16 protein-coding genes are annotated in these 17,223 nt (G+C 73.7%); 11 read left to right on the plus strand and 5 right to left on the minus strand.

Annotation, left to right across the window (positions count from 1 at the left end):
- The first annotated feature begins 154 nt into the window (after nt 1-154).
- The 4 genes from ACZ7IF_RS00535 (at nt 155) to ACZ7IF_RS00550 (ending at nt 4,575) form a co-directional block, all read left to right on the plus strand.
- Nucleotides 155-2,284, plus strand: a complete 2,130-nt coding sequence (locus ACZ7IF_RS00535) for an FUSC family protein (protein ID WP_470960916.1) — start codon at nt 155-157, stop codon at nt 2,282-2,284.
- 154 nt (nt 2,285-2,438) lie between these two features.
- Nucleotides 2,439-3,038 (plus strand): CAP domain-containing protein, encoded by a 600-nt coding sequence (locus tag ACZ7IF_RS00540; RefSeq protein ID WP_470960918.1) that lies wholly within the window; start codon nt 2,439-2,441, stop codon nt 3,036-3,038.
- 110 nt (nt 3,039-3,148) lie between these two features.
- Nucleotides 3,149-3,712, plus strand: a complete 564-nt coding sequence (locus tag ACZ7IF_RS00545; RefSeq protein WP_470960920.1) for a hypothetical protein — start codon at nt 3,149-3,151, stop codon at nt 3,710-3,712.
- A 116-nt stretch (nt 3,713-3,828) separates the two neighbouring features.
- Nucleotides 3,829-4,575 carry an MOSC domain-containing protein gene (locus ACZ7IF_RS00550; RefSeq protein WP_470960922.1) on the plus strand — a complete coding sequence of 249 codons (747 nt, stop codon included), beginning with the start codon at nt 3,829-3,831 and terminating at the stop codon, nt 4,573-4,575.
- 59 nt (nt 4,576-4,634) lie between these two features.
- On the opposite strand, the gene ACZ7IF_RS00555 is transcribed toward ACZ7IF_RS00550, so the two are convergent.
- Nucleotides 4,635-5,816, minus strand: a complete 1,182-nt coding sequence (locus ACZ7IF_RS00555; protein ID WP_470960924.1) for a cytochrome P450 — start codon at nt 5,814-5,816, stop codon at nt 4,635-4,637.
- The gene (locus ACZ7IF_RS00560; protein ID WP_401238606.1) at nt 5,813-6,523 is read right to left on the minus strand and encodes a cyclodityrosine synthase; all 711 of its coding nucleotides are present in this window, start codon (nt 6,521-6,523) and stop codon (nt 5,813-5,815) included. Before ACZ7IF_RS00560 ends, ACZ7IF_RS00555 begins: the two co-directional genes overlap by 4 nt.
- Nucleotides 6,524-6,863: 340 nt before the next feature.
- Between ACZ7IF_RS00560 and ACZ7IF_RS00565 the strand changes: the two genes are divergently transcribed.
- The 4 genes from ACZ7IF_RS00565 (at nt 6,864) to ACZ7IF_RS00580 (ending at nt 10,475) form a co-directional block, all read left to right on the plus strand.
- Nucleotides 6,864-7,430 carry an RNA polymerase sigma factor gene (locus ACZ7IF_RS00565; RefSeq protein ID WP_470960926.1) on the plus strand — a complete coding sequence of 189 codons (567 nt, stop codon included), beginning with the start codon at nt 6,864-6,866 and terminating at the stop codon, nt 7,428-7,430.
- Complete coding sequence (locus ACZ7IF_RS00570) at nt 7,427-8,410, plus strand: CU044_5270 family protein (RefSeq protein WP_470960928.1); 984 nt, start codon at nt 7,427-7,429, stop codon at nt 8,408-8,410. The genes ACZ7IF_RS00565 and ACZ7IF_RS00570 overlap by 4 nt, the downstream gene beginning before the upstream one ends.
- Nucleotides 8,411-8,480: 70 nt before the next feature.
- Nucleotides 8,481-9,161 carry a response regulator transcription factor gene (locus tag ACZ7IF_RS00575; RefSeq protein WP_470960930.1) on the plus strand — a complete coding sequence of 227 codons (681 nt, stop codon included), beginning with the start codon at nt 8,481-8,483 and terminating at the stop codon, nt 9,159-9,161.
- A gap of 132 nt (nt 9,162-9,293) precedes the next feature.
- Entirely contained in the window at nt 9,294-10,475 is a 1,182-nt protein-coding gene (locus ACZ7IF_RS00580; RefSeq protein WP_470960932.1) for an MFS transporter, read from the plus strand.
- A gap of 18 nt (nt 10,476-10,493) precedes the next feature.
- Here ACZ7IF_RS00580 and ACZ7IF_RS00585 read toward each other — a convergent pair whose 3' ends face one another.
- From ACZ7IF_RS00585 to ACZ7IF_RS00595, 3 genes are read right to left on the minus strand one after another with little or no spacing between them, the layout of a single operon-like run.
- Nucleotides 10,494-11,285, minus strand: a complete 792-nt coding sequence (locus ACZ7IF_RS00585; protein ID WP_470962250.1) for an amino acid ABC transporter ATP-binding protein — start codon at nt 11,283-11,285, stop codon at nt 10,494-10,496.
- A 37-nt stretch (nt 11,286-11,322) separates the two neighbouring features.
- Nucleotides 11,323-12,123, minus strand: coding sequence for an amino acid ABC transporter permease (locus ACZ7IF_RS00590; protein ID WP_470960934.1), 801 nt, complete (start codon nt 12,121-12,123; stop codon nt 11,323-11,325).
- Nucleotides 12,120-12,887: an ABC transporter substrate-binding protein gene (locus ACZ7IF_RS00595; protein ID WP_470962253.1), complete on the minus strand. Its 768-nt coding sequence runs from the start codon at nt 12,885-12,887 to the stop codon at nt 12,120-12,122. The genes ACZ7IF_RS00590 and ACZ7IF_RS00595 overlap by 4 nt, the downstream gene beginning before the upstream one ends.
- An 803-nt stretch (nt 12,888-13,690) precedes the next feature.
- On the opposite strand from ACZ7IF_RS00595, the gene ACZ7IF_RS00600 reads away from it, so the two are divergent.
- The 3 genes from ACZ7IF_RS00600 to ACZ7IF_RS00610 are packed head-to-tail and all read left to right on the plus strand — an operon-like array spanning nt 13,691 to nt 17,054.
- Nucleotides 13,691-15,094 carry a glycosyltransferase gene (locus ACZ7IF_RS00600; RefSeq protein ID WP_470960936.1) on the plus strand — a complete coding sequence of 468 codons (1,404 nt, stop codon included), beginning with the start codon at nt 13,691-13,693 and terminating at the stop codon, nt 15,092-15,094.
- An 11-nt stretch (nt 15,095-15,105) separates the two neighbouring features.
- Nucleotides 15,106-15,861 (plus strand): PIG-L deacetylase family protein, encoded by a 756-nt coding sequence (locus tag ACZ7IF_RS00605; protein ID WP_470960938.1) that lies wholly within the window; start codon nt 15,106-15,108, stop codon nt 15,859-15,861.
- Entirely contained in the window at nt 15,858-17,054 is a 1,197-nt protein-coding gene (locus ACZ7IF_RS00610) for an MFS transporter (RefSeq protein WP_470960940.1), read from the plus strand. The genes ACZ7IF_RS00605 and ACZ7IF_RS00610 overlap by 4 nt, the downstream gene beginning before the upstream one ends.
- Nucleotides 17,055-17,223: the final 169 nt, after the last annotated feature.

Raw genomic sequence — 17,223 nt, forward strand, 5'->3', positions numbered from 1 at the left:
GATGCTCTGGCGGGACGGTCCGGCCCGCGTCCTGGTCGTAACCGTGTCAGCTCGAACCGATGCGGTGCTGGACCGCGACTCGCGCCCCGGCGGAGAGCGGCTCCAGGGGCGGCCGCGGCGTGCCGGGCGGGTGGTCGCGGGTGATGCTGGTGGCATGGGTGGCGTTCCCGGGATGCGGCCGCCGGCCGTCTGGGCGGCGGCGGGGCGGCGCGCGGTGCGGGTCACGCTGGCCGGCGGCGCGGGGTTCTACCTGTTCCTGTACGGCTTCGGCTCGACCGTCGCGGCGACCTACGCGCTGTTCGCCGCGGTGGCGCTGGCGGGCCTGTCGCACATCCCCGGTACCGGCCGGCAGCGTGCCGCGGTGGTGCTGTGGCTGCTGCCGGCCTGCTGGGTGCTGATCACGATCGGCACGTTCCTGTCGGTGCGGACCTGGAGCGCGGTCCTGGGGATGCTGGTGGCCGGCTTCGTGCTGGCGTTCGTGGCGGTGGGCGGGCCGAAGGCGGCGGGGGCGGGGCCCGGGCTCCAGCTGATGTACATCCTGCCGTCGTTCCCGCCCTATGATCCGGGCTCGCTCGGGGAGCGGCTGGCCGGTGCGACGGTGGGTCTCGCGCTGCTGGTGCTGGCGGAGGCGTTCCTGCTGCCCGACCCGCCGACCGTGCCGTACCGGGAGCTGGCCGCGCGGGCCGCCGAGTGCGCGCGGGGGTGCGCGGCCGAGCTGGCGGGGCCGCCGTACGCGCTGTCCGCGGCGGCGGAGCTGCGGGCGGCGGAGGCCGGTCCGGCGCTGCGGCCCTCGCGGGTGCCGGAGGCGGAGCGGCCGGCGGGGCCGGGGCTGCGGGACCGGGCGCTGACCCACACCGGGCTGGCGGCCCGCACCCTGCTGGTCCGGCTGGCGGGGCTGCCGCCGGTGGCGGGGGCCCCGGGGGCGGCGGGCCCGGAGGTGCTGGGCGCGGTACGGGACACCGCGCGGGAGACGGCCGGCCTGCTGCGGGGCCGGGAGCCGGCCGGGGACGCGCACGCGGAGCTGCTGCGGGCCCGTGCGGCCCTGGCGGCGTGCCCGGAGGGCGGGGAGGGGCCGGCGGTGCTGCGGCGGCACGCGGCGGTGCTGGAGGTGGCGGACGCCGCGCTGGCGATGTCGACGGCGGCCGGGATCGCGGTACGGGGGCGGGCGGGTGCGGAGCGGGCGGCGCCGGGCCGGTTCTGGTACGCGCGGATGGGCGCGGTGCGGCTGTGGTGGCACCGGCTGGCGGGGCACGCCGGGCGGCGGTCGGTGTTCTTCCAGAACGCGGTGCGGCTGAGCCTGGCACTGGCGTCGGCGCGGGTGATCGCCGGCGAGGACAGCCTGCCGCACGGGTTCTGGGTGCTGCTGGCGACGCTGACGCTGACCCGTACGACGGTGCGCGAGACCCGTTCGACCGTACGGATCGCGCTGACGGGGACCCTGGTCGGGGCGCTGGCCGCAGCGGGGCTGCTGGCGCTCGCGGGGTCGGACACCGCCGTGTACGCGGCGGCGCTGCCGCCGTTGATGCTGGCCGCGTTCACGCTGGGGCCGGTCAAGGGGGTGGGGTGGGCACAGGCGTTGTTCACGGTGGTCATCGCCCTGGTGTTCGCCCAGCTGGCGCCCGCGACCTGGCAGCTCGCCGAGTTCCGGCTGCTGGACGTGCTGACCGGCAGCGCGATCGGCGCGGTGTTCGGGCTGCTGGCCTGGCCCCGGGGTGCGCAGGACGAGCTGCGGCGGTCGGCGGCGGTGCTGTTGCGGGGCGCCGCGGAGATCGTGGTGGCGACGGCCGCCCGGCTCGCGGCGGGCGGGGTCCGGGAGCCGGTGGTCAGCGCGCCGGGGCACCGGTCGCTGATGCACTCGCTGGTCCTGGCCGAGTCGGCGTACGCGCAGTACCAGAGCGAGCCGCACGGGCCGGTGCCGGCATCGGGGCAGGACTGGCAGGCCGCGCTGCTGGCCGGCCACCACACGCTGTGGGGCGCGGACCGGCTGCTGGCGGTGCCCGCGCGGGTCCTCGTACCGCCGCTGGAGCGGGAGCCGGCGGCGGCGGTGACGGGGCTCGGGGACCGGGTGGCCGGGCGGATGCTGCTGGTGTCGGCGTGGCTGGACCCGGGCGGCGACACCCCGCGGACGCCGGTCGCGCTGCGGGACCCGGCCTTCGACGGGTTCACGGCCGAGCCGCCGGGCGCGCCGAGGCGGTACTACGCGGCGGTGCTGTGGCTGGATTCGCTGATGACCGACCTGGAGCGGATCACCGGGGAGGCCGAGGAGCCGTCGTCGGCGGGCTGAGGGGTGCCGCCCGGCCGTCCCGCAACTCGCCGCGCTCCACGGGCCGGATGGCGATCAGCTGGGCCGGGTGCCAGGCTGAAGGGAGCAGCCACAGCGCTGGGCTCCTCCACACCGCTCGCAACCCCTGTTCCGAGTCCGCAGGAGGTGGAAGCCCGTGAGCAGCCGCAGTTCACGTACCCGTACCACGGTCTCCCTGGCCGTGGCCGCCGTCCTGTCCGCCCTGCTCGTGCCGGTGGCCGCGCCGTCCGCGACGGCCGTCGGCTGCGACACCGCGGCGGCGGCCCGGCCCCCGGGCGGGGGCGTCCAGGAGCGGGACGCCGTCCTGTGCCTCGTCAACGCCCAGCGCACCCAGCGCGGGCTGCCCGCCCTGACGGTGAACGCGTCCCTGACCGAGGCGGCCCGGCAGCACGCCGCCGCGGCCGTGCAGCTGAAGTGGTGGGGGCCCTGGAAGGATTCGCACACCAACCCGCGGACCGGCTCCACCCCGCAGAGCCGCATCATGGGCGCCGGCTACTGCCCCAACCCCCGGTCCTGGGGCGTCTCCGAGATCACCTACAACGGCTGGGGCGGCTCGGGCACCCCGAACTCCGCCGTCAAGTGGTGGATGAACAGCCCGGGTCACCGCGCGATCATCCTGGACTCCTCGCTGCGAGAGTTCGGCGGCTGGGCGCAGCCCGGCGCGGCCGATCCGGCCGGGGCGGGCGCGACCGGAGCCGGGACGTACGTCGTGGACTTCGGCCGCTGCCAGCGGTGACGCGTACAGGGACGGACACGGACGGGGATGCCGGGGGCGTCTGCCCGTAGGAGTGATCGGCAGCCGCCGGCGGTGCGCCTGCGTGAACCGGTGCGGCGCGCCCGCCCAGGATGGCGCGCATGCGTCCTTCCTCCGCGCTCCTGCGCCGCGCCCTCGTACCGTTCCTCGCTTCGGCCGCCCTGCTCACCCCGGCCGCCGCCTCCGTCGCCGCCGAGGCGTGCGGCTCGGTCATCACCGCTCCCCTGGCCCGGCCGGCGGCCGCCGACGACCCGTGTCCCAGTGCCGATCCCGTGGTGTGCCGCATCCGTGTCCTGCCGATGGACGAGAAGGTCGAGGCCCAGCGGACCCGGATGCGCTACCACGGCCTCCTGGAGGACATGCACCGCACCGAGGCGGCGATGCGCGAATCCGGGGCCTCCGACGAGGAGATCGCCCGGGAGATGGTCGACATGCGCAACCAGGCCAAGGAGATCACCCGCGCGGGCATGACCCCGGAGGAGGTCCGCGTCCTGGAGGAGCGCAACCAGGCCAAGTACGGCAACCCGCTCGGACCGACCGCCGACCAGCTCTACGCCAAGTACGGCTCCTGGCAGAAGGTCACCGAGGCGTCCATGCGCACCAGTTACGCGGTGGATCGCGAACTCAGCCTGGAGTACCGGCCCTGCCCCGTATGACCATGACGACCGTCACACCCCCGGCGTGATCGTTCCGTACCAGACTGTCCCCCGACGGCCCCGGCCGACGGGGGACTCGGGGCCAGGCCGGGCAAGACGCGCGGAACGGGCGGGACATGGACGACGGTACGGTGCTCGGCACGGTCGAGCGGATCTGGCGGTATCCCGTCAAGTCCACGGGCGGGGAGCTGCTCGACGAGGCCGGGGTGGACGTCCGGGGGCTCGCCGGTGACCGCCTCTACGCGGTACGGGACTCCGAGGGCAAGCTGGGCTCGGGGAAGAGCACGCGGCGGTTCCGGCGCATGCCGGGGCTGCTGCGGCTGCGGTCCCGCTATCCGGGCGGGGTGGTGGCGGGGGTTCCCGAGCTGCTGGACGCGGACGGTGTGCCGGCGCCGGACGCGACCGCCTGCGTACGGCGCCATCTGGGCCGGGACGACGTGGAGGTGGCCCGCGAGGGGGAGGTCTCCCACTTCGACCAGTTGCCGCTGAGCGTGCTGACCACCGCCACCCTGGACTGGGTCCGCGCGGCTGTTCCCGGGGTGCCCGTGGACGAGCGCCGGTTCCGGCCGAACCTGCTGGTGCGGACGCCTCCGGGCACGCCGCCGTTCGCGGAGGACCTCTGGTTCGGCGCCACCGCCCGGATCGGCGGCGGCTCGCTGCGCGTACGGTTCGAGCGCTCCAGCGAGCGGTGCGTGATGATCAACGAGGCCCAGCAGGACCTGCCGCACTCGCCGCTGGTGCTGCGCGCCGTCGCGCGGGGACACGGCATGCGGCTGGACGCGCTGGCGGCGGTCGCCCGCCCGGGCCGGGTCCGGGTCGGGGACCGGGTCCGGGTGGAACGGGCCGGGCCCCCGCTCCCGTGAGCCCTGCGGGCTGGGGGGCGGGGGCCGGGCCTACGGCGCGGGGGCCGGTCAGACGGTGGTCACCACATCACCGGCAGACGCTCGGGCAGGCGCTTCATGAAGCCCGTGCGCCACACGAGCTGCTCGACCGGCACGGCCAGACGTATGCGGGGCATGGCCTTGAGGAGGGCGAGCAGCGCGGTCTCGGCGTGCTTCTTGCCGAGGGCGGTGGCGGGGCAGTAGTGCGAGCCTCCGCCGAAGGAGAAGTGGGCGGAGGAGTTGGCGCGGGTGAAGTCGAGGCGGTGCGGGTCCGGGAAGACGGAGGGGTCGAAGTTGGCGCCCTCGGGCAGGACGAGCACCAGCTCGCCCGCCTTGACCTGGACGTCGCCCAGGGTCATGTCCTCCATGACCAGGCGCGGCAGGCCGTCGCCGATGGACAGGTTGATCCGTAGCAGCTCGTCCACGGCCTGGGGCATGAGCTCCGGGTGGTCGGCCAGGTAGTCGGCCTCCTCCGGGTGGGTGAGCAGGGTGACCAGCGCCATGGCGAGGAACCCGGCGGTGGAGATGACGCCCGCGCCGAAGAGGGTGACGCCGACCGTCGCGAACATCTCGTCGGTGACGTGCTCGTACCCCTCGGTGCCGCGCAGCTTGGCGAGGTCGCCGATGAGGCCCTGCTCGGTGTCGTCGAGGCGCGCCTTCATGTAGGCGATGTCGCGGTCCCAGTTCAGACGCGCGGCGGGGATCTCGGTGGCGCTGTTCATGAAGGCGATCGGCAGCGACTCCGCGAGGAGCGGGGCCGCGTCGTGCGGGATGCCGAGGATCTGGCAGTGCATCGCCTCGGAGAACGGGTCGGTGAACATGGTGCGGACGTCGACGGGGGCGCCGTGCCGGAGCATCCGCTCGACCAGTTCGGCGGCGTGCTCGTCCATCCACTGCTGCAGGCCCGGGGACTTGGGGTTGATGGCCTTCATGACGGCCTTGCGCAGGCCGGCGCCGGTGATGTTGCCCATGTTGTTGACGACCTCCGGGGGGATCGTCAGCGCGTACTGGCGGGGCACACCGGGGTCGGAGGTGTTCTTGAGGCTGAAGCGGTCGTCCTCGAGGACCTGCTTGACGAGCTCGTACGAGGAGACGAGCCAGGCCTCGGCTCCGGCGATGGTGCGGACCTTCACCACCGGGGGCAGTTCGTCGACCTGGGTCGGCAGGTGCGTTCCGTCCCACGTGAAGGGGAATTCGAGGATCGGCTCCGCGTGGGTGCTCACAGCTGGTCTCCTTCGGTGGCGGGGGTGACGATGGCGTGGCCCTGGTTGCGGGAGGCCCGCAGTCCGGCGCCGCGCGAGTAGAGCAGGTCCGCCATCGGCAGCGCCTGGTGGTAGCAGTTCAGCGACGAGGGGACGCCGAGTATCGCGGGGGTGTCGAGGAAGAGCGGCGCCTCGGCGCACACGTAGTCCAGGCAGACCGCCCGCTGGTGCGCGGTGGGCTGCTGGCCCCCGAGGACCTTCGACGACAGGAAGATGTCGACGAGTTCGTTGCAGGTCTCGGCGAACGCCGGGTCGGTGTGCAGCCGCTCCAGCAGGTCGGCGTGCATGGCGTCGTAGGCGGGTATTCCGCGCAGCGAGGACATCGGCCTGCCGCGCAGTCGGGTGCCCGACGGGTCGATGTCGGCGACGGCGTTGGTCACCTTGGCGCGCACGCCGCGCAGGTTCTTGACGGTCTTGCGGCGGGCCTCGTCGGGGGGATAGCCCATGGCCTCGTACATCTCGGCCACGTGCAGGTCGGTGTAGATCAGGTCGGCCTGCTCGAAGTTGTCGAGCGCCCACTCGGCGAGGGCGTGCACGCGCTGGGCGGAGAAGTAGGAGTTGCCGGGGGAGATGCCGATGACGGCGTGGCCGCCCTCGTCGGCGATGACCTGGCAGTGCGGTGTGTACGCATCGACACGGAAGGCACTGGTGCGAGTGGCTGTTGTCATGGGAGTGGTCGCATCCCTGTCGCCGCGATTCCCCGCGCGGACCCCGTGTCCCGGGTGCGGCGGCGACGAGCTGAAGCTATACGAACACTCGAGGCCAGGGACGATTACCGTGGAGTTCGTCTCGGTTACTGAAACCGTATGTTGCCCCAGTCAACTGCCACGGGCTGTAAGCACGTTGATCCGGACGGTAAAGTAACGTTCCGCCATATCCGCTGGCGCGTCGGACCTTTCGAAGGCAAGATTCCGTTTTGAGCGGTATCAGGGCTTCCGTTGCACTCGCGGGCGTGCCGCGTGACCGGAGTCACATGCAACGGATCGGGATCCGCGGACACTTCCCAGCGTGAACCCCCAACTGTTCGCGGACATCTACGACGAACACGCCCACGCGGTGTTCGCGCACGCCGTCCGCATGACCGGCGACCGCGCCGGAGCCGAGGACATCGTCTCCCTGACCTTCCTGGAGGCCTGGCGGCTGCGCGACACGCTCGAGGGTGTCGCCGGCCGGCGGGCCTGGCTCTTCGGTGTCGCCACGAACGTCATCCGCAACACCCGCCGGGCGGCGCGCCGCCACCGCGAGGCGATGACCCGGCTGCCGCCACCCGAGTCGGCGCCCGACCTGGCGGATGCCGTCGCATCGCGGCTCGACGACTCGGCGGAGGCCGCCGCCGCCCTCGCCGTCCTCGGCCGGCTGCGCCGCGCCGACCGCGAGGTGCTGCTGCTGCACGTGTGGTCCGGCCTCAGCCACGAGGAGGTGGCCCGGGCGTGCGGCGTGCCCGCCGGCACCGCCCGCTCGCGCCTCTCCCGCGCCCGCGCGCGGCTGCGCGTACTCGTCGCCGCCCACCTCGCCCAGTCCCCGTCCCGCGGGCACCTCCCCGCGCCCCGACCCGCCCGGGAGGGAAACCTGTGAACCCCGCCGACGAACCCCCCGGGCAGCTGCCCGGCCTGTCCGACGCCGAACTGCCCTTCCACGGACGGGCCCGCCTGAGGGAGCACCTCCTACGGGAGGCGCATGCCGCGCCCGTCCCCGCGCGGTCCCGGCGGCGTGCGGCGCTGTTCCTCGCGGCGGGCGCGGCGACCTGCGCCGTCATCCTGGCCGTCACCCTCGGGGTGAGCGGCCGCGGCGGGCCGCCCGCCGCCGCGCCGCCCGATCCGGCGGCCGTGCGGCTGCTGGACCGGGTGGCGTTGACCGCCCAGGAGGCCCCCGCCCCGGCCGTCCGGGACGGCCAGTTCCTGTACACGCGCACGACCGGGCACTCCACGGCGCTCTCCGAGGTGCCGGGCGGGGCTATGGAGGCCTCGCGCACGGACGAGTCCGCGGAGCGCTGGCTGTCCGTCGACGGCTCGGCCGACCCCGTCGTACGGACCGCCAGGGGCACCTGGACGCAGCACTCGGACAGCGGGAACGTGGCCGGCTTCAACAGCCCCACCTACCGCTTCCTCGAATCCCTCCCCACGGACCCCGGCAGGCTCCTGGAGCTGATCTACGCCGACACCCGGCTCAACCACGGCCCCGGATCGGGCTCCACCACCGGCCCCGACCAGCAGGCCTTCGTCGCCATCGGCGACCTGCTGCGCCAGTTCGAGGCCCCGCCCGGGGTGAGCGCCGCCCTGTACCGCGCGGCGGCCCGCATTCCCGGGGTCGTGCTGGTTCCCGAGGCGACCGACGCGGCGGGGCGTACGGGTGTGGCCGTCGCCCGGGTCCACGACGGCGAGCGGACGGAGTGGATCTTCGACAGGGACAGCCTGCGCCTGCTGGGCGAGCGGACCGTGCTCCTGGAGGACGGCTCCTGGGGGAAGGCCGGCTCGGCGGTGACCTCCGTGGCCGTCATCGGCCGGGGGGTCAGCGACCGGGCCGGTGAGACGCCGGTGCAGGTGCGGCCCCGGTAGCGGGCGGGAGCCGCGCCGAGCGGGCCGGGTTGCGGTTCCCCGCGCGCGTCCCTCGCCCATAGTGGGGGCCATGCAGTCCGAGAAGACCCCGGTCCGCGTGGTGCTCGTGGAGGACCACCCGCTGTTCCGCAAGGGGCTGAGGTCGGCGCTGGAGAGCGCCGAGGACATCGAGGTGGTGGGCGAGGCCGAGACGCTCGCCGAGCTGGCGGGCGCGGTCGGGGCGTGGCTGCCGCAGGTGGTGGTGATGGACCTGTCGCTGCCCGACGGGTCGGGCCTGGATGCCACCCGGCGCCTGAGCGAGGAGCACCCCGGGCTGTCGGTGCTGGTGCTGACGATGGCCGACGACGACGGCGCCCTCCTCGCCGCCCTGCAGGCCGGCGCCCGGGGCTACCTGCTCAAGGGCGCCGGGCGGCAGGAGGTGCTGCACGCGGTGCGCACGGTGGCCGCCGGGGGCGCGGTGTTCGGGCCGGACGTGGCCGCGCGGATCGCCGTACTCGCCACCGGGGGCGGCCCGCGCGAGGCCGAACGGCCCTTCCCCGCCCTGACCGCGCGCGAGGTCGAGGTGCTCGACCTGGTCGCGCGCGGCTACGACAACCGGCGCGTGTCCCGCGAGCTGTTCCTGGCGGAGAAGACGGTGCGCAACCACGTCACCCGCATCTTCGAGAAGCTCGGCGTCACCACCCGGGCGGAGGCCGTCGTCCGCGCCCGGGACGGTGGTCTCGGCGCGGGTGACGCACCGGGCGGGGACTGAGTCCGGCCGTCAGGGCAGCTCAGCGGGGTGTCCCGCAGTTCGGCGGCCGGTGGCGTGGCGGGTGGGCGACGTCCCGGCGATTCGGGCGCGCGGGGCGGGGCCGGGGTGGGGCGCGGGGTTACCTTCGGCGGCATGGACCGGATGCGCCGGGGCTGGCGGCAGTGTGTGCTCGGCGGGGCGGTGTTCGCCGTGTGCATGGCGGGCACCACGCTGCCGACCCCGCTCTACGGCCTCTACCAGGAGAAGTTCGGCTTCTCCGAGCTGACCGTCACCGTGGTGTACGCCGTGTACGCCTTCGGGGTCATCGGGGTGCTGCTGCTGGCCGGCAACGCCTCCGACGCCGTGGGCAGGCGGCCGGTGCTGCTGGCGGGGCTGGGGTTCGCGGCGGCGAGCGCCGGGTGCTTCCTGCTGGCCACCGGGCTGGGCTGGCTGTACGCGGGGCGGCTGTTGTCGGGGCTGTCCGCCGGGCTGTTCACCGGGGCCGCCACGGCCTACGTGATCGAGTCGGCCCCGCCGGGCGGCGGCGCCCGGGCCACGTTCGTGGCGACGGCCGCGAACATGGGCGGCCTGGGCTGCGGTCCGCTGCTGGCGGGGCTGCTCTCGCAGTACGCGCCGCAGCCGCTGTACCTGCCGTTCACCGTGCACCTCGTGCTGGTGGCGGTGTCGGTCGCGGTCCTGCTGGGGCTCGGGGAGACCGTACGGCAGCGGCGGGCGCTGGCCACCGTACGGCCGCAGCGGCCGGGGCTGCCCCCGCCGGTGCGGCCGGTGTTCGGGCCGGCGGCGATCGCCTCGTTCGTCGGGTTCGCGCTGTTCGGTGTGTTCACCTCGGTCAGCCCTGCCTTCCTCGCGCAGTCCCTGGGGGTGCACAACCGCGCCGTGAGCGGGCTGGTCGTCGCGCTGGCCTTCTTCGCGTCGACGGCGGGGCAGCTGGCCGTGGGCCGGGTCGGTGCGCGGCGGTCGCTGCCGCTGGGCTGCGCGGGGCTCCTCGCCGGGCTCGCGCTGCTCGCGGGCGCGCTGTACTGGGACCTGCTGGCGCTGGTGGTGCTGAGCGCGCTGGTCGGCGGGGCCGGTCAGGGGCTGGCGTTCCGCGGGGCGCTGTCCGTGGTGGCGCGGGCCTCGCCGGCCGACCGGCGCGCCGCGGTGATCTCGACGCTGTTCGTGGTGGCGTACGCGGGCATCTCGGTGCCGGTGATCGGGGTGGGCGTGCTGGTGGAGCCGATCGGGCTGGAGGGCGCGGGGCTGGTGTTCATCGCCTGTATGGCGGTCCTGGTCTCGGCCGCCGGGGCCTATCTGCTGCGGCGTTCGGCCAAGTAGCCGCGGGCCTCCGCAGCCTCAGTCCTCCGGCGGGGCTTCATCGCCGGCCGGTGCCTCGGCCGCCGCCGGGTCGAGGACGCGGTCGAGGAAGTCGCGGGTGCGTTCGTGCCGCGGACGGGTGACGACCTGTTCCGCGGGCCCCTGTTCGACGATCACGCCGCCGTCCATGAACACGACCCGGTCCGCGACCTCCCGGGCGAAGCTCATCTCGTGGGTGACGACCATCATGGTCATCCCCTCCCCCGCCAGGACGCGCATGACCGACAGCACCTCGCCGACGAGTTCCGGGTCGAGCGCCGAGGTCGGCTCGTCGAAGAGCATCACCTCGGGCCCCATGGACAGGGCGCGGGCGATCGCGACGCGCTGCTGCTGGCCGCCGGAGAGCTGGGCCGGGTAGGCGTCCGCCTTGCCCGCGAGGCCGACGCGCTCCAGGTTCTCGCGGGCGACGGCCGCGGCCTCCTCCTTGCCGGTGCCCAGGACCCTGCGCTGCGGGAGGGTGAGGTTGGCGGTGACGCTGATGTGCGGGAAGAGGTTGAACTGCTGGAAGACCATGCCGATGCGGCGGCGCGCGGCGTCGATGTCCACGTCGGGGTCGGTGAGTTCCGTACCGCCGACGAAGACCTGTCCGCGAGTCGGCTCCTCCAGCAGGTTCACGCAGCGCAGCAGGGTGGATTTGCCCGAGCCGGAGGGCCCGATGACGCACACCACCTCGCCACGGCCGATGTCGAGGTCGATGCCCCGCAGGACGTGGTTGTCGCCGAAGGACTTGTGCAGTCCCCGGATCTCGATCTCCGGGCGGTCGCTGCCCATCGTGTCGCCCGTTCCCGTCGTCTGTGGCATCGGTTCCTCACGTGGCCTTGTCGGCACGGGCCTCTAGCCGGCGCACCACGAAGCTCAGCGGCACGGTCACCAGGAGGTAGCACAGGCCCGCGACGAGGATGGGGGTGGAGTTCGCGGTCTCGCTGGCGAGGTCCCGGCCGAACTTGGTCAGTTCCCGCTCCTCCAGCGTCACGCCGAGGAAGAGCACCAGTGAGGAGTCCTTGAAGAGGAGGACCAGTTCGTTGGTGAGCGGGGGGATGACGATGCGGAACGCCTGGGGGATGATCACCGACACCATGGCCCGGCCGTGCGAGAAGCCCAGCGAGCGGGCCGCTTCCATCTGCCCCTTGGGCACGGCCTGGATGCCCGCGCGGATCGTCTCCGCCATGTAGGCGGCGGCGACCAGGCCGAGGCCGAGTGCGACCTTCCCGTACGTACCGCCGGGGATGGCGGTGCCGGGGAAGGCCAGGGGGACCGCCACGCCGACGAAGATGAAGATCAGCAGGGCGGGCAGGCCCCGGAACAGCTCGATGTAGACGCTCGCGACCCAGCGGTACGGGGCCACCGAGGACAGCCTCATCATGGCGATGACCAGGCCGAGCACCAGCCCGAACAGGAACCCGGAGAGGGTGTACACCACCGTGTTCCGCAGGGCGACGGTGATGATCTTCGGGAAGAGCCGGAGGGCCAGGTCCGTCTGTGCGAACTGGTTCTGCAGCCGGCCCCAGTCGGCGAGTACGCCGACCAGGACCAGCACGGCCGCGAACACCGCGTACTGGACGCCCTGCCAGACGCGGCGCCGCTGCCGCCGGGTGAGCCGTGAGGTCACGACGTCGCCTGGGGCAGCGGGCCGATCCACTCTTCGTAGATCTTCTTGTAGGTGCCGTCGGCCTTGGCGTCGGTGACCGCCTTGTCGATCGCGGCGAGGAGGGCGGTGTTGCCCTTCTTCACCGAGAAGCCGTACTTCTCGCCGGTCTCGATGTTCTGTCCGAGGACGAACTCGGCGGCGTTCGCCGGGTCCTTGAGCCAGCCCTGGACGACCGGGTAGTCGATGACGACCGCGTCGACCTGGCCGGTGCGCAGGCCGTTGAGCACCGCGTCCGAGCTCTCGAAGGCGACGGGGTTGAAGCCCTGGGCCTTGGCGTGGCTCTCGCCGGTGGTCTCCGCCTGCGCGCCCAGCTTCTTCCCCTTGGCCTTGAGGTCGGCGAGGGAGGTGATGCCGCTCTTCTTCGTCGCCAGCAGGGCCTGGGTCGCGTCGAAGTAGGGGACGGAGAAGTCGACGTTCTTCTTGCGCTCGTCGGTGATGGTCATGCCGGCCGCGGCGAGGTCGCACTGGCCGGAGTTGAGGAAGGCGCCCGTCTTGAAGTTCTCGAACGGCGTGTCGAGGATCTTCTGTTCGACTTCGAGCTTCTTCGCGACCAGGTCGATCAGGGCGACGTCGAAGCCGACGACCTTGCCGTTCCGCTCGAACTGGAACGGCGGGTAGGGCAGGTGCGTGCAGGTGGTCAGCTTGCCCTTCTCCACGACGCTCACACCCCCTGCCGCCTCCCCCGGTCCGCCGTCACCCGACGAACAGCCCACGGCGAGGAACATGCCCGCGGCGGCGGCAGCGCCGGCCAGGGCTCGCAGGCGCCTGCGGGAGGGGTGGCGGTGGCCGCCGTCTCGGTGACTGCGGTGTCCTTCGGCCGTCCGGAACACGGTTGACCTCCACGGGTGCGGGGGGAGCGGCGGTCGCGGGAGGGGACCGTCCGTCGAGATCGTAAGCCCCTGCGGCGCACCGGCGAGGGACCATGCGCGATGCGGCGCGAAGCGTCCCGTCACCAGGCGCCGGGGGCGGGGAGGAGTACCGCGGACAAAGGGCGCCCGGCCTTCTCGGTGCGTTCTCGCTAATACTTCGTCAACGGCATTCCCGGCTGCCCGCCGGGCGGCCCGCCACGCTCGCGGAGAATTCCCTGATGGGAGCCCTCCCGTACACCGGACGGGCGACCCCGGGGGCCCGTTCGTGCGTTCACCGCGTGTGCGGGAACACATGTCGCGACTGTGGACCCCGTGTCAGGATCGGGGCGGGGCGACGCGGATTCCTCCATATGCCGACACATCCTCACTTCCCCGCCGCCCGCGACCGTTTTTCCGCTCGGGGATTTCCCCACGGCCACAACAGGCCGGAGCGGCCGGAATTCGACCACGGGTCGAGCGGCTTTCCCCTCACCGTCCACCCCGACCCTCCCGGGAAGGCGAATACCGTGACACGTCTGCGCCATGGAAACAGGCTGCTGCACAAACTGTCGGTCCAGCTGGGGTCCCGCCCGCCGGGAAGGGCCCAGCAGGCCCACGGGAGGCGATTACCGGGCTCCCGGCCGCTTCCCTCCCCCGCCAGGACACCGGCCGCACCCGAGGTGGAGCTGCCCCGCACGCCGCTGGACTGGATCGAGCCGTTCGTGGGGACCGAGCGCACGGAGACCGTACGGGGCACCCTGCACGGAGTGCGCGACCTGCTCGACGGGCGCACCGTATGGCACATCAGCGACAACCCGGCCCGCGGCGGTGTCGCCGAACTCCTGCGGGCCAATCTCCCCTACCTGGCGGGCGAGGGCATTTCCACCCGCTGGACCACCCTCGACGGTCCGCCCGAATTCCGCGCGTTCACCAAGTCCCTGTACTACCGGCTGTGCGGCGTGGCGCCGGAGGCCGATGCCGCGGACCTGGAGCGGGGCCGCCGGATGTACGAGCGGACGTGCGCGGAATACGCGGCGCGGCTCGCCCCGGCCATCGGCCGGCGTGCCATCGTCGTCGTCCACGACCACCAGACCGCCGGGCTCATTCCCCATCTGCGCGCGGCGGGCTGCACGGTGCTGTGGCGGGCCCATATCGGAACGGCGCTGCGGGAGGACCTCGCCGCGCACGGATGGGATTTCCTGCACCGCTACATTTCCTCCGCGCACTGCCACATCACCTCCTATGCGGGAGTCCTGCCCGCCGGATTTCCGGCGGTGGACCGCCGCGTGCTGCAGCCGTCCATCGATCCGCTGTCCCCCAAGAACATCCCGCTGCACCCCGGCACCGATCCGTCCCGTCTGCTGGCCGCCGCCGGGCTGATCGAGGAGGCCGGCGGGGCCCCTCCCGGGCGGCACGCCCTGACCGACCTCCTGGTACGCCATCCCGCGCGCGTGGTGCGGGGCGGCGGTCCGGCCCCCGCGGGCGCGCCCCTGGTCACCCAGGTCAGCCGCTGGGACCGGGTCAAGGACATCCCCGGCGTGATCCGGGCCTTCGCCGAGTACGTCGATCCGGCCTTCGGCGCCCACCTGCTGCTGGTCGGCCCGGAGACCAGGGGCGACCGGCAGGCCGAGCGGGTCTTCGCCGAGTGCCGCCAGGTGTGGGCCGGCCTCGGCCGGCGGGGGCGGCGCGTACACCTCGTCCAGGTGCCGACCGGCAACCCGTCGGAGCACGCGCTGACCGTCAACGCCATCCAGCGCCACTCGGCCGTGGTGATCCAGAAGAGCCTGGCCGAGGGCTTCGGCCTGACCGTGTCCGAGGCCGCGTGGAAGGGGCGGCCCGTGGTCGCCGCCCCCGTCGGGGGCATCCGGGAGCAGGTCGAGCACGGCGCCACGGGACTGCTGCTCTCGGACCCCCGCGACCTGCGGGGGCTCGGGGAGGCGGTCAACCGGCTGCTCTCGGACCGCGGTTACGCGCAGGAGCTCGGCAGGAACGGCCACCAGCGCGTGCTGCGGCGCTTCCTCACCGACAGCAGCGTCCTCGGATTCGCGCGGGTCCTCTCGGACGCCGCCCAGCGCTACCGGTAGAGGAGCCGAGCGTGACAGCAGTACGCATCCTGGCCTTCGGGGCCCATCCCGACGACGTCGAGCTCTTCTGCGCGGGGACGCTCGCCCACTACGCCCGGCAGGGGGCCGAGGTCACCGTCGCCATCGCGACCAACGGCGAACTCGGCTCCCGCACCCTCTCCCCCGCGCAGACGGCCGCGGTCCGCGAGGAGGAGGCGCGGCGGGCCGTCGGCGTGCTCGGCGCGGAACTGCTCTGGCTGGGACAGCCGGACGGCTTCCTCTTCGACACGGCGGACACCCGCCGCCAGGTCGTCGAGGTGCTGCGCCGGGTCCGGCCGGACGTCGTCCTCGCCCACCACCCCGACGACTACCACCCCGACCACCGCGCCGTGAGCCGGCTCGTCGGCGCGGCACGGCTGCTGGCCCGCGAGCCCGCCCTCTCCACCGGGAGCCCCGCCACCGAGCGGGTCCCTCCCCTCTTCCACATGGACACCCTGCTGGGGACGAACGCGGGCACCCCGGACCTGTGGGTGGACATCACGCAGACCATGGCGGTGAAGGAGGCGATGCTGGCCGAGCACACCAGCCAGAACAGCGCCCGCAAGGAGCGCAAGGGCGCCGACTTCCTGGACCTGACCAGGCAGCAGGCGGCGCGCCGCGGCCTGGAGGCGGGCGTCCGGTACGCGGAGGCCTTCACCTGCGCGCCCTCCCATCCCGCCGCCTCGGTGCACGATCTGGTCCCGGAGGGTACGGGCATCCGCCTCCCGGTGCTGCCCGCCCTGCGGTGAGCGGCGCGAGGGGCAGGGGCACGGCCGCCCTGTACGCGGTCTTCTTCCTGAACGGGATCGTCCTGGCGAGCTGGGCCCCGCGCATCCCGCAGGTCAAGGAGCAGCTCGGGCTGTCGGACGGTCAGCTCGGCACGGCCCTGCTCGGGGTGGCGCTGGGGTCCGTACCGGCCATGCCCGCCGCCGGCCTGCTGGTGAACCGTTTCGGCAGCAGGCCCGTCGCCCGGTGCGCCGCCCTCGTCTACGCCCCCGCCATCGCGCTGCCCGGGCTGGCCGGCTCGCTGACCGGGCTGCTGCTGGGCCTGGTCGTCCTGGGGGCGTCGGTCGGGGCGCTGGACGTCGCCATGAACGCCCACGCGGTGGATCTGGAGCGGCGCACGGGCCGGGCGAGGCTCTCGTCCTTCCACGGCCTGTTCAGCGCCGGGGCGCTGGCGGGCGCGCTGCTCGGCACCGCCGCGGCCGCCGGGGGCGTGGCCGCGCGTACGCAGTTCACGGTGTCCGCGGTCGTGGGGGTGGCCGCCGCCGGGCTGGCGGTGGCCGCCCTGCACCCGGCGGCGTCGCCCCCGCCGGCGCCACCACCCCGGCGCGGGGGCGGTGGCGGGGGTGCGGCCCGGTTGCTGCCGCTCAGTGCGCTGGGCCTGTGCGTGCTGCTGGTCGAGGGGGTGATGACCGACTGGGGCAGCGTGTACCTGGCCGACTCGCTGGGCGCGGGGCCCGGTCCGGCGGGCGCCGGATACGCGGCCTTCGCGCTGGCCATGACGGCCGGGCGGTTCGGCGGCGACCGGGCGGCCGGGCGGTTCGGTCCCGTGCGCGTCGTGCGCTGCGGGGCCCTGCTGAGCGCGGCGGGGGCCCTGGCGGTGCTGCTGTCCGGACATCCGGCGGCCGCGGCGGTGGCGTTCTGCGCGGTCGGACTCGGGATCTCCGCGTCCTTCCCGCTGGTGGTCGGCGGGGCGAGCCGGATCCCCGCCGCCCCGGCGGGGACCGCCGTGGCGACGGTGTCCACCACCGGCTACTTCGCCTTCCTCGCCGGACCGCCGCTGATCGGCTTCCTCGCCTCCCACAGCAGCTTGCGGACCGCGCTGTTCCTGGTGCCGGCGCTCGCCCTGGCGGCCGCCGCGCTCGCCTCCTCGCTGGCTTCGGAAGAGCCTGGAAAGAAGATTCCGCTTCCACTGGAAGAGTCTCCGACTGGTCGCTGATCATTCGAGAGATCACCCATCAAGGCCTTTGAAATAAAGGGTAATTAACGGTTACAACCTTCTGAACATCTGTTACTGTGCCCGCGCCTGGTGTTCGTTCAGCATTCCGTTTCCCAGAGGTGGCGTGTACGTGTACAGCACTCCGTTTTCCCCTGCCGGGGCCAGATCC

This window comes from Streptomyces sp. NPDC037421 (genome assembly GCF_055602105.1).

Coding starts and splice junctions, on each gene's coding strand:
- ACZ7IF_RS00545 (WP_470960920.1), top strand. CDS start 3,149: ATGGCGCGCATGCGTCCTTCCTCCGCGCTCCTGCGCCGCGCCCTCGTA.
- ACZ7IF_RS00560 (WP_401238606.1), bottom strand. CDS start 6,523: ATGACAACAGCCACTCGCACCAGTGCCTTCCGTGTCGATGCGTACACA.
- ACZ7IF_RS00585 (WP_470962250.1), bottom strand. CDS start 11,285: ATGGGCAGCGACCGCCCGGAGATCGAGATCCGGGGACTGCACAAGTCC.
- ACZ7IF_RS00575 (WP_470960930.1), top strand. CDS start 8,481: ATGCAGTCCGAGAAGACCCCGGTCCGCGTGGTGCTCGTGGAGGACCAC.
- ACZ7IF_RS00595 (WP_470962253.1), bottom strand. CDS start 12,887: ATGTTCCTCGCCGTGGGCTGTTCGTCGGGTGACGGCGGACCGGGGGAG.
- ACZ7IF_RS00580 (WP_470960932.1), top strand. CDS start 9,294: ATGGACCGGATGCGCCGGGGCTGGCGGCAGTGTGTGCTCGGCGGGGCG.
- ACZ7IF_RS00535 (WP_470960916.1), top strand. CDS start 155: ATGGGTGGCGTTCCCGGGATGCGGCCGCCGGCCGTCTGGGCGGCGGCG.
- ACZ7IF_RS00550 (WP_470960922.1), top strand. CDS start 3,829: ATGGACGACGGTACGGTGCTCGGCACGGTCGAGCGGATCTGGCGGTAT.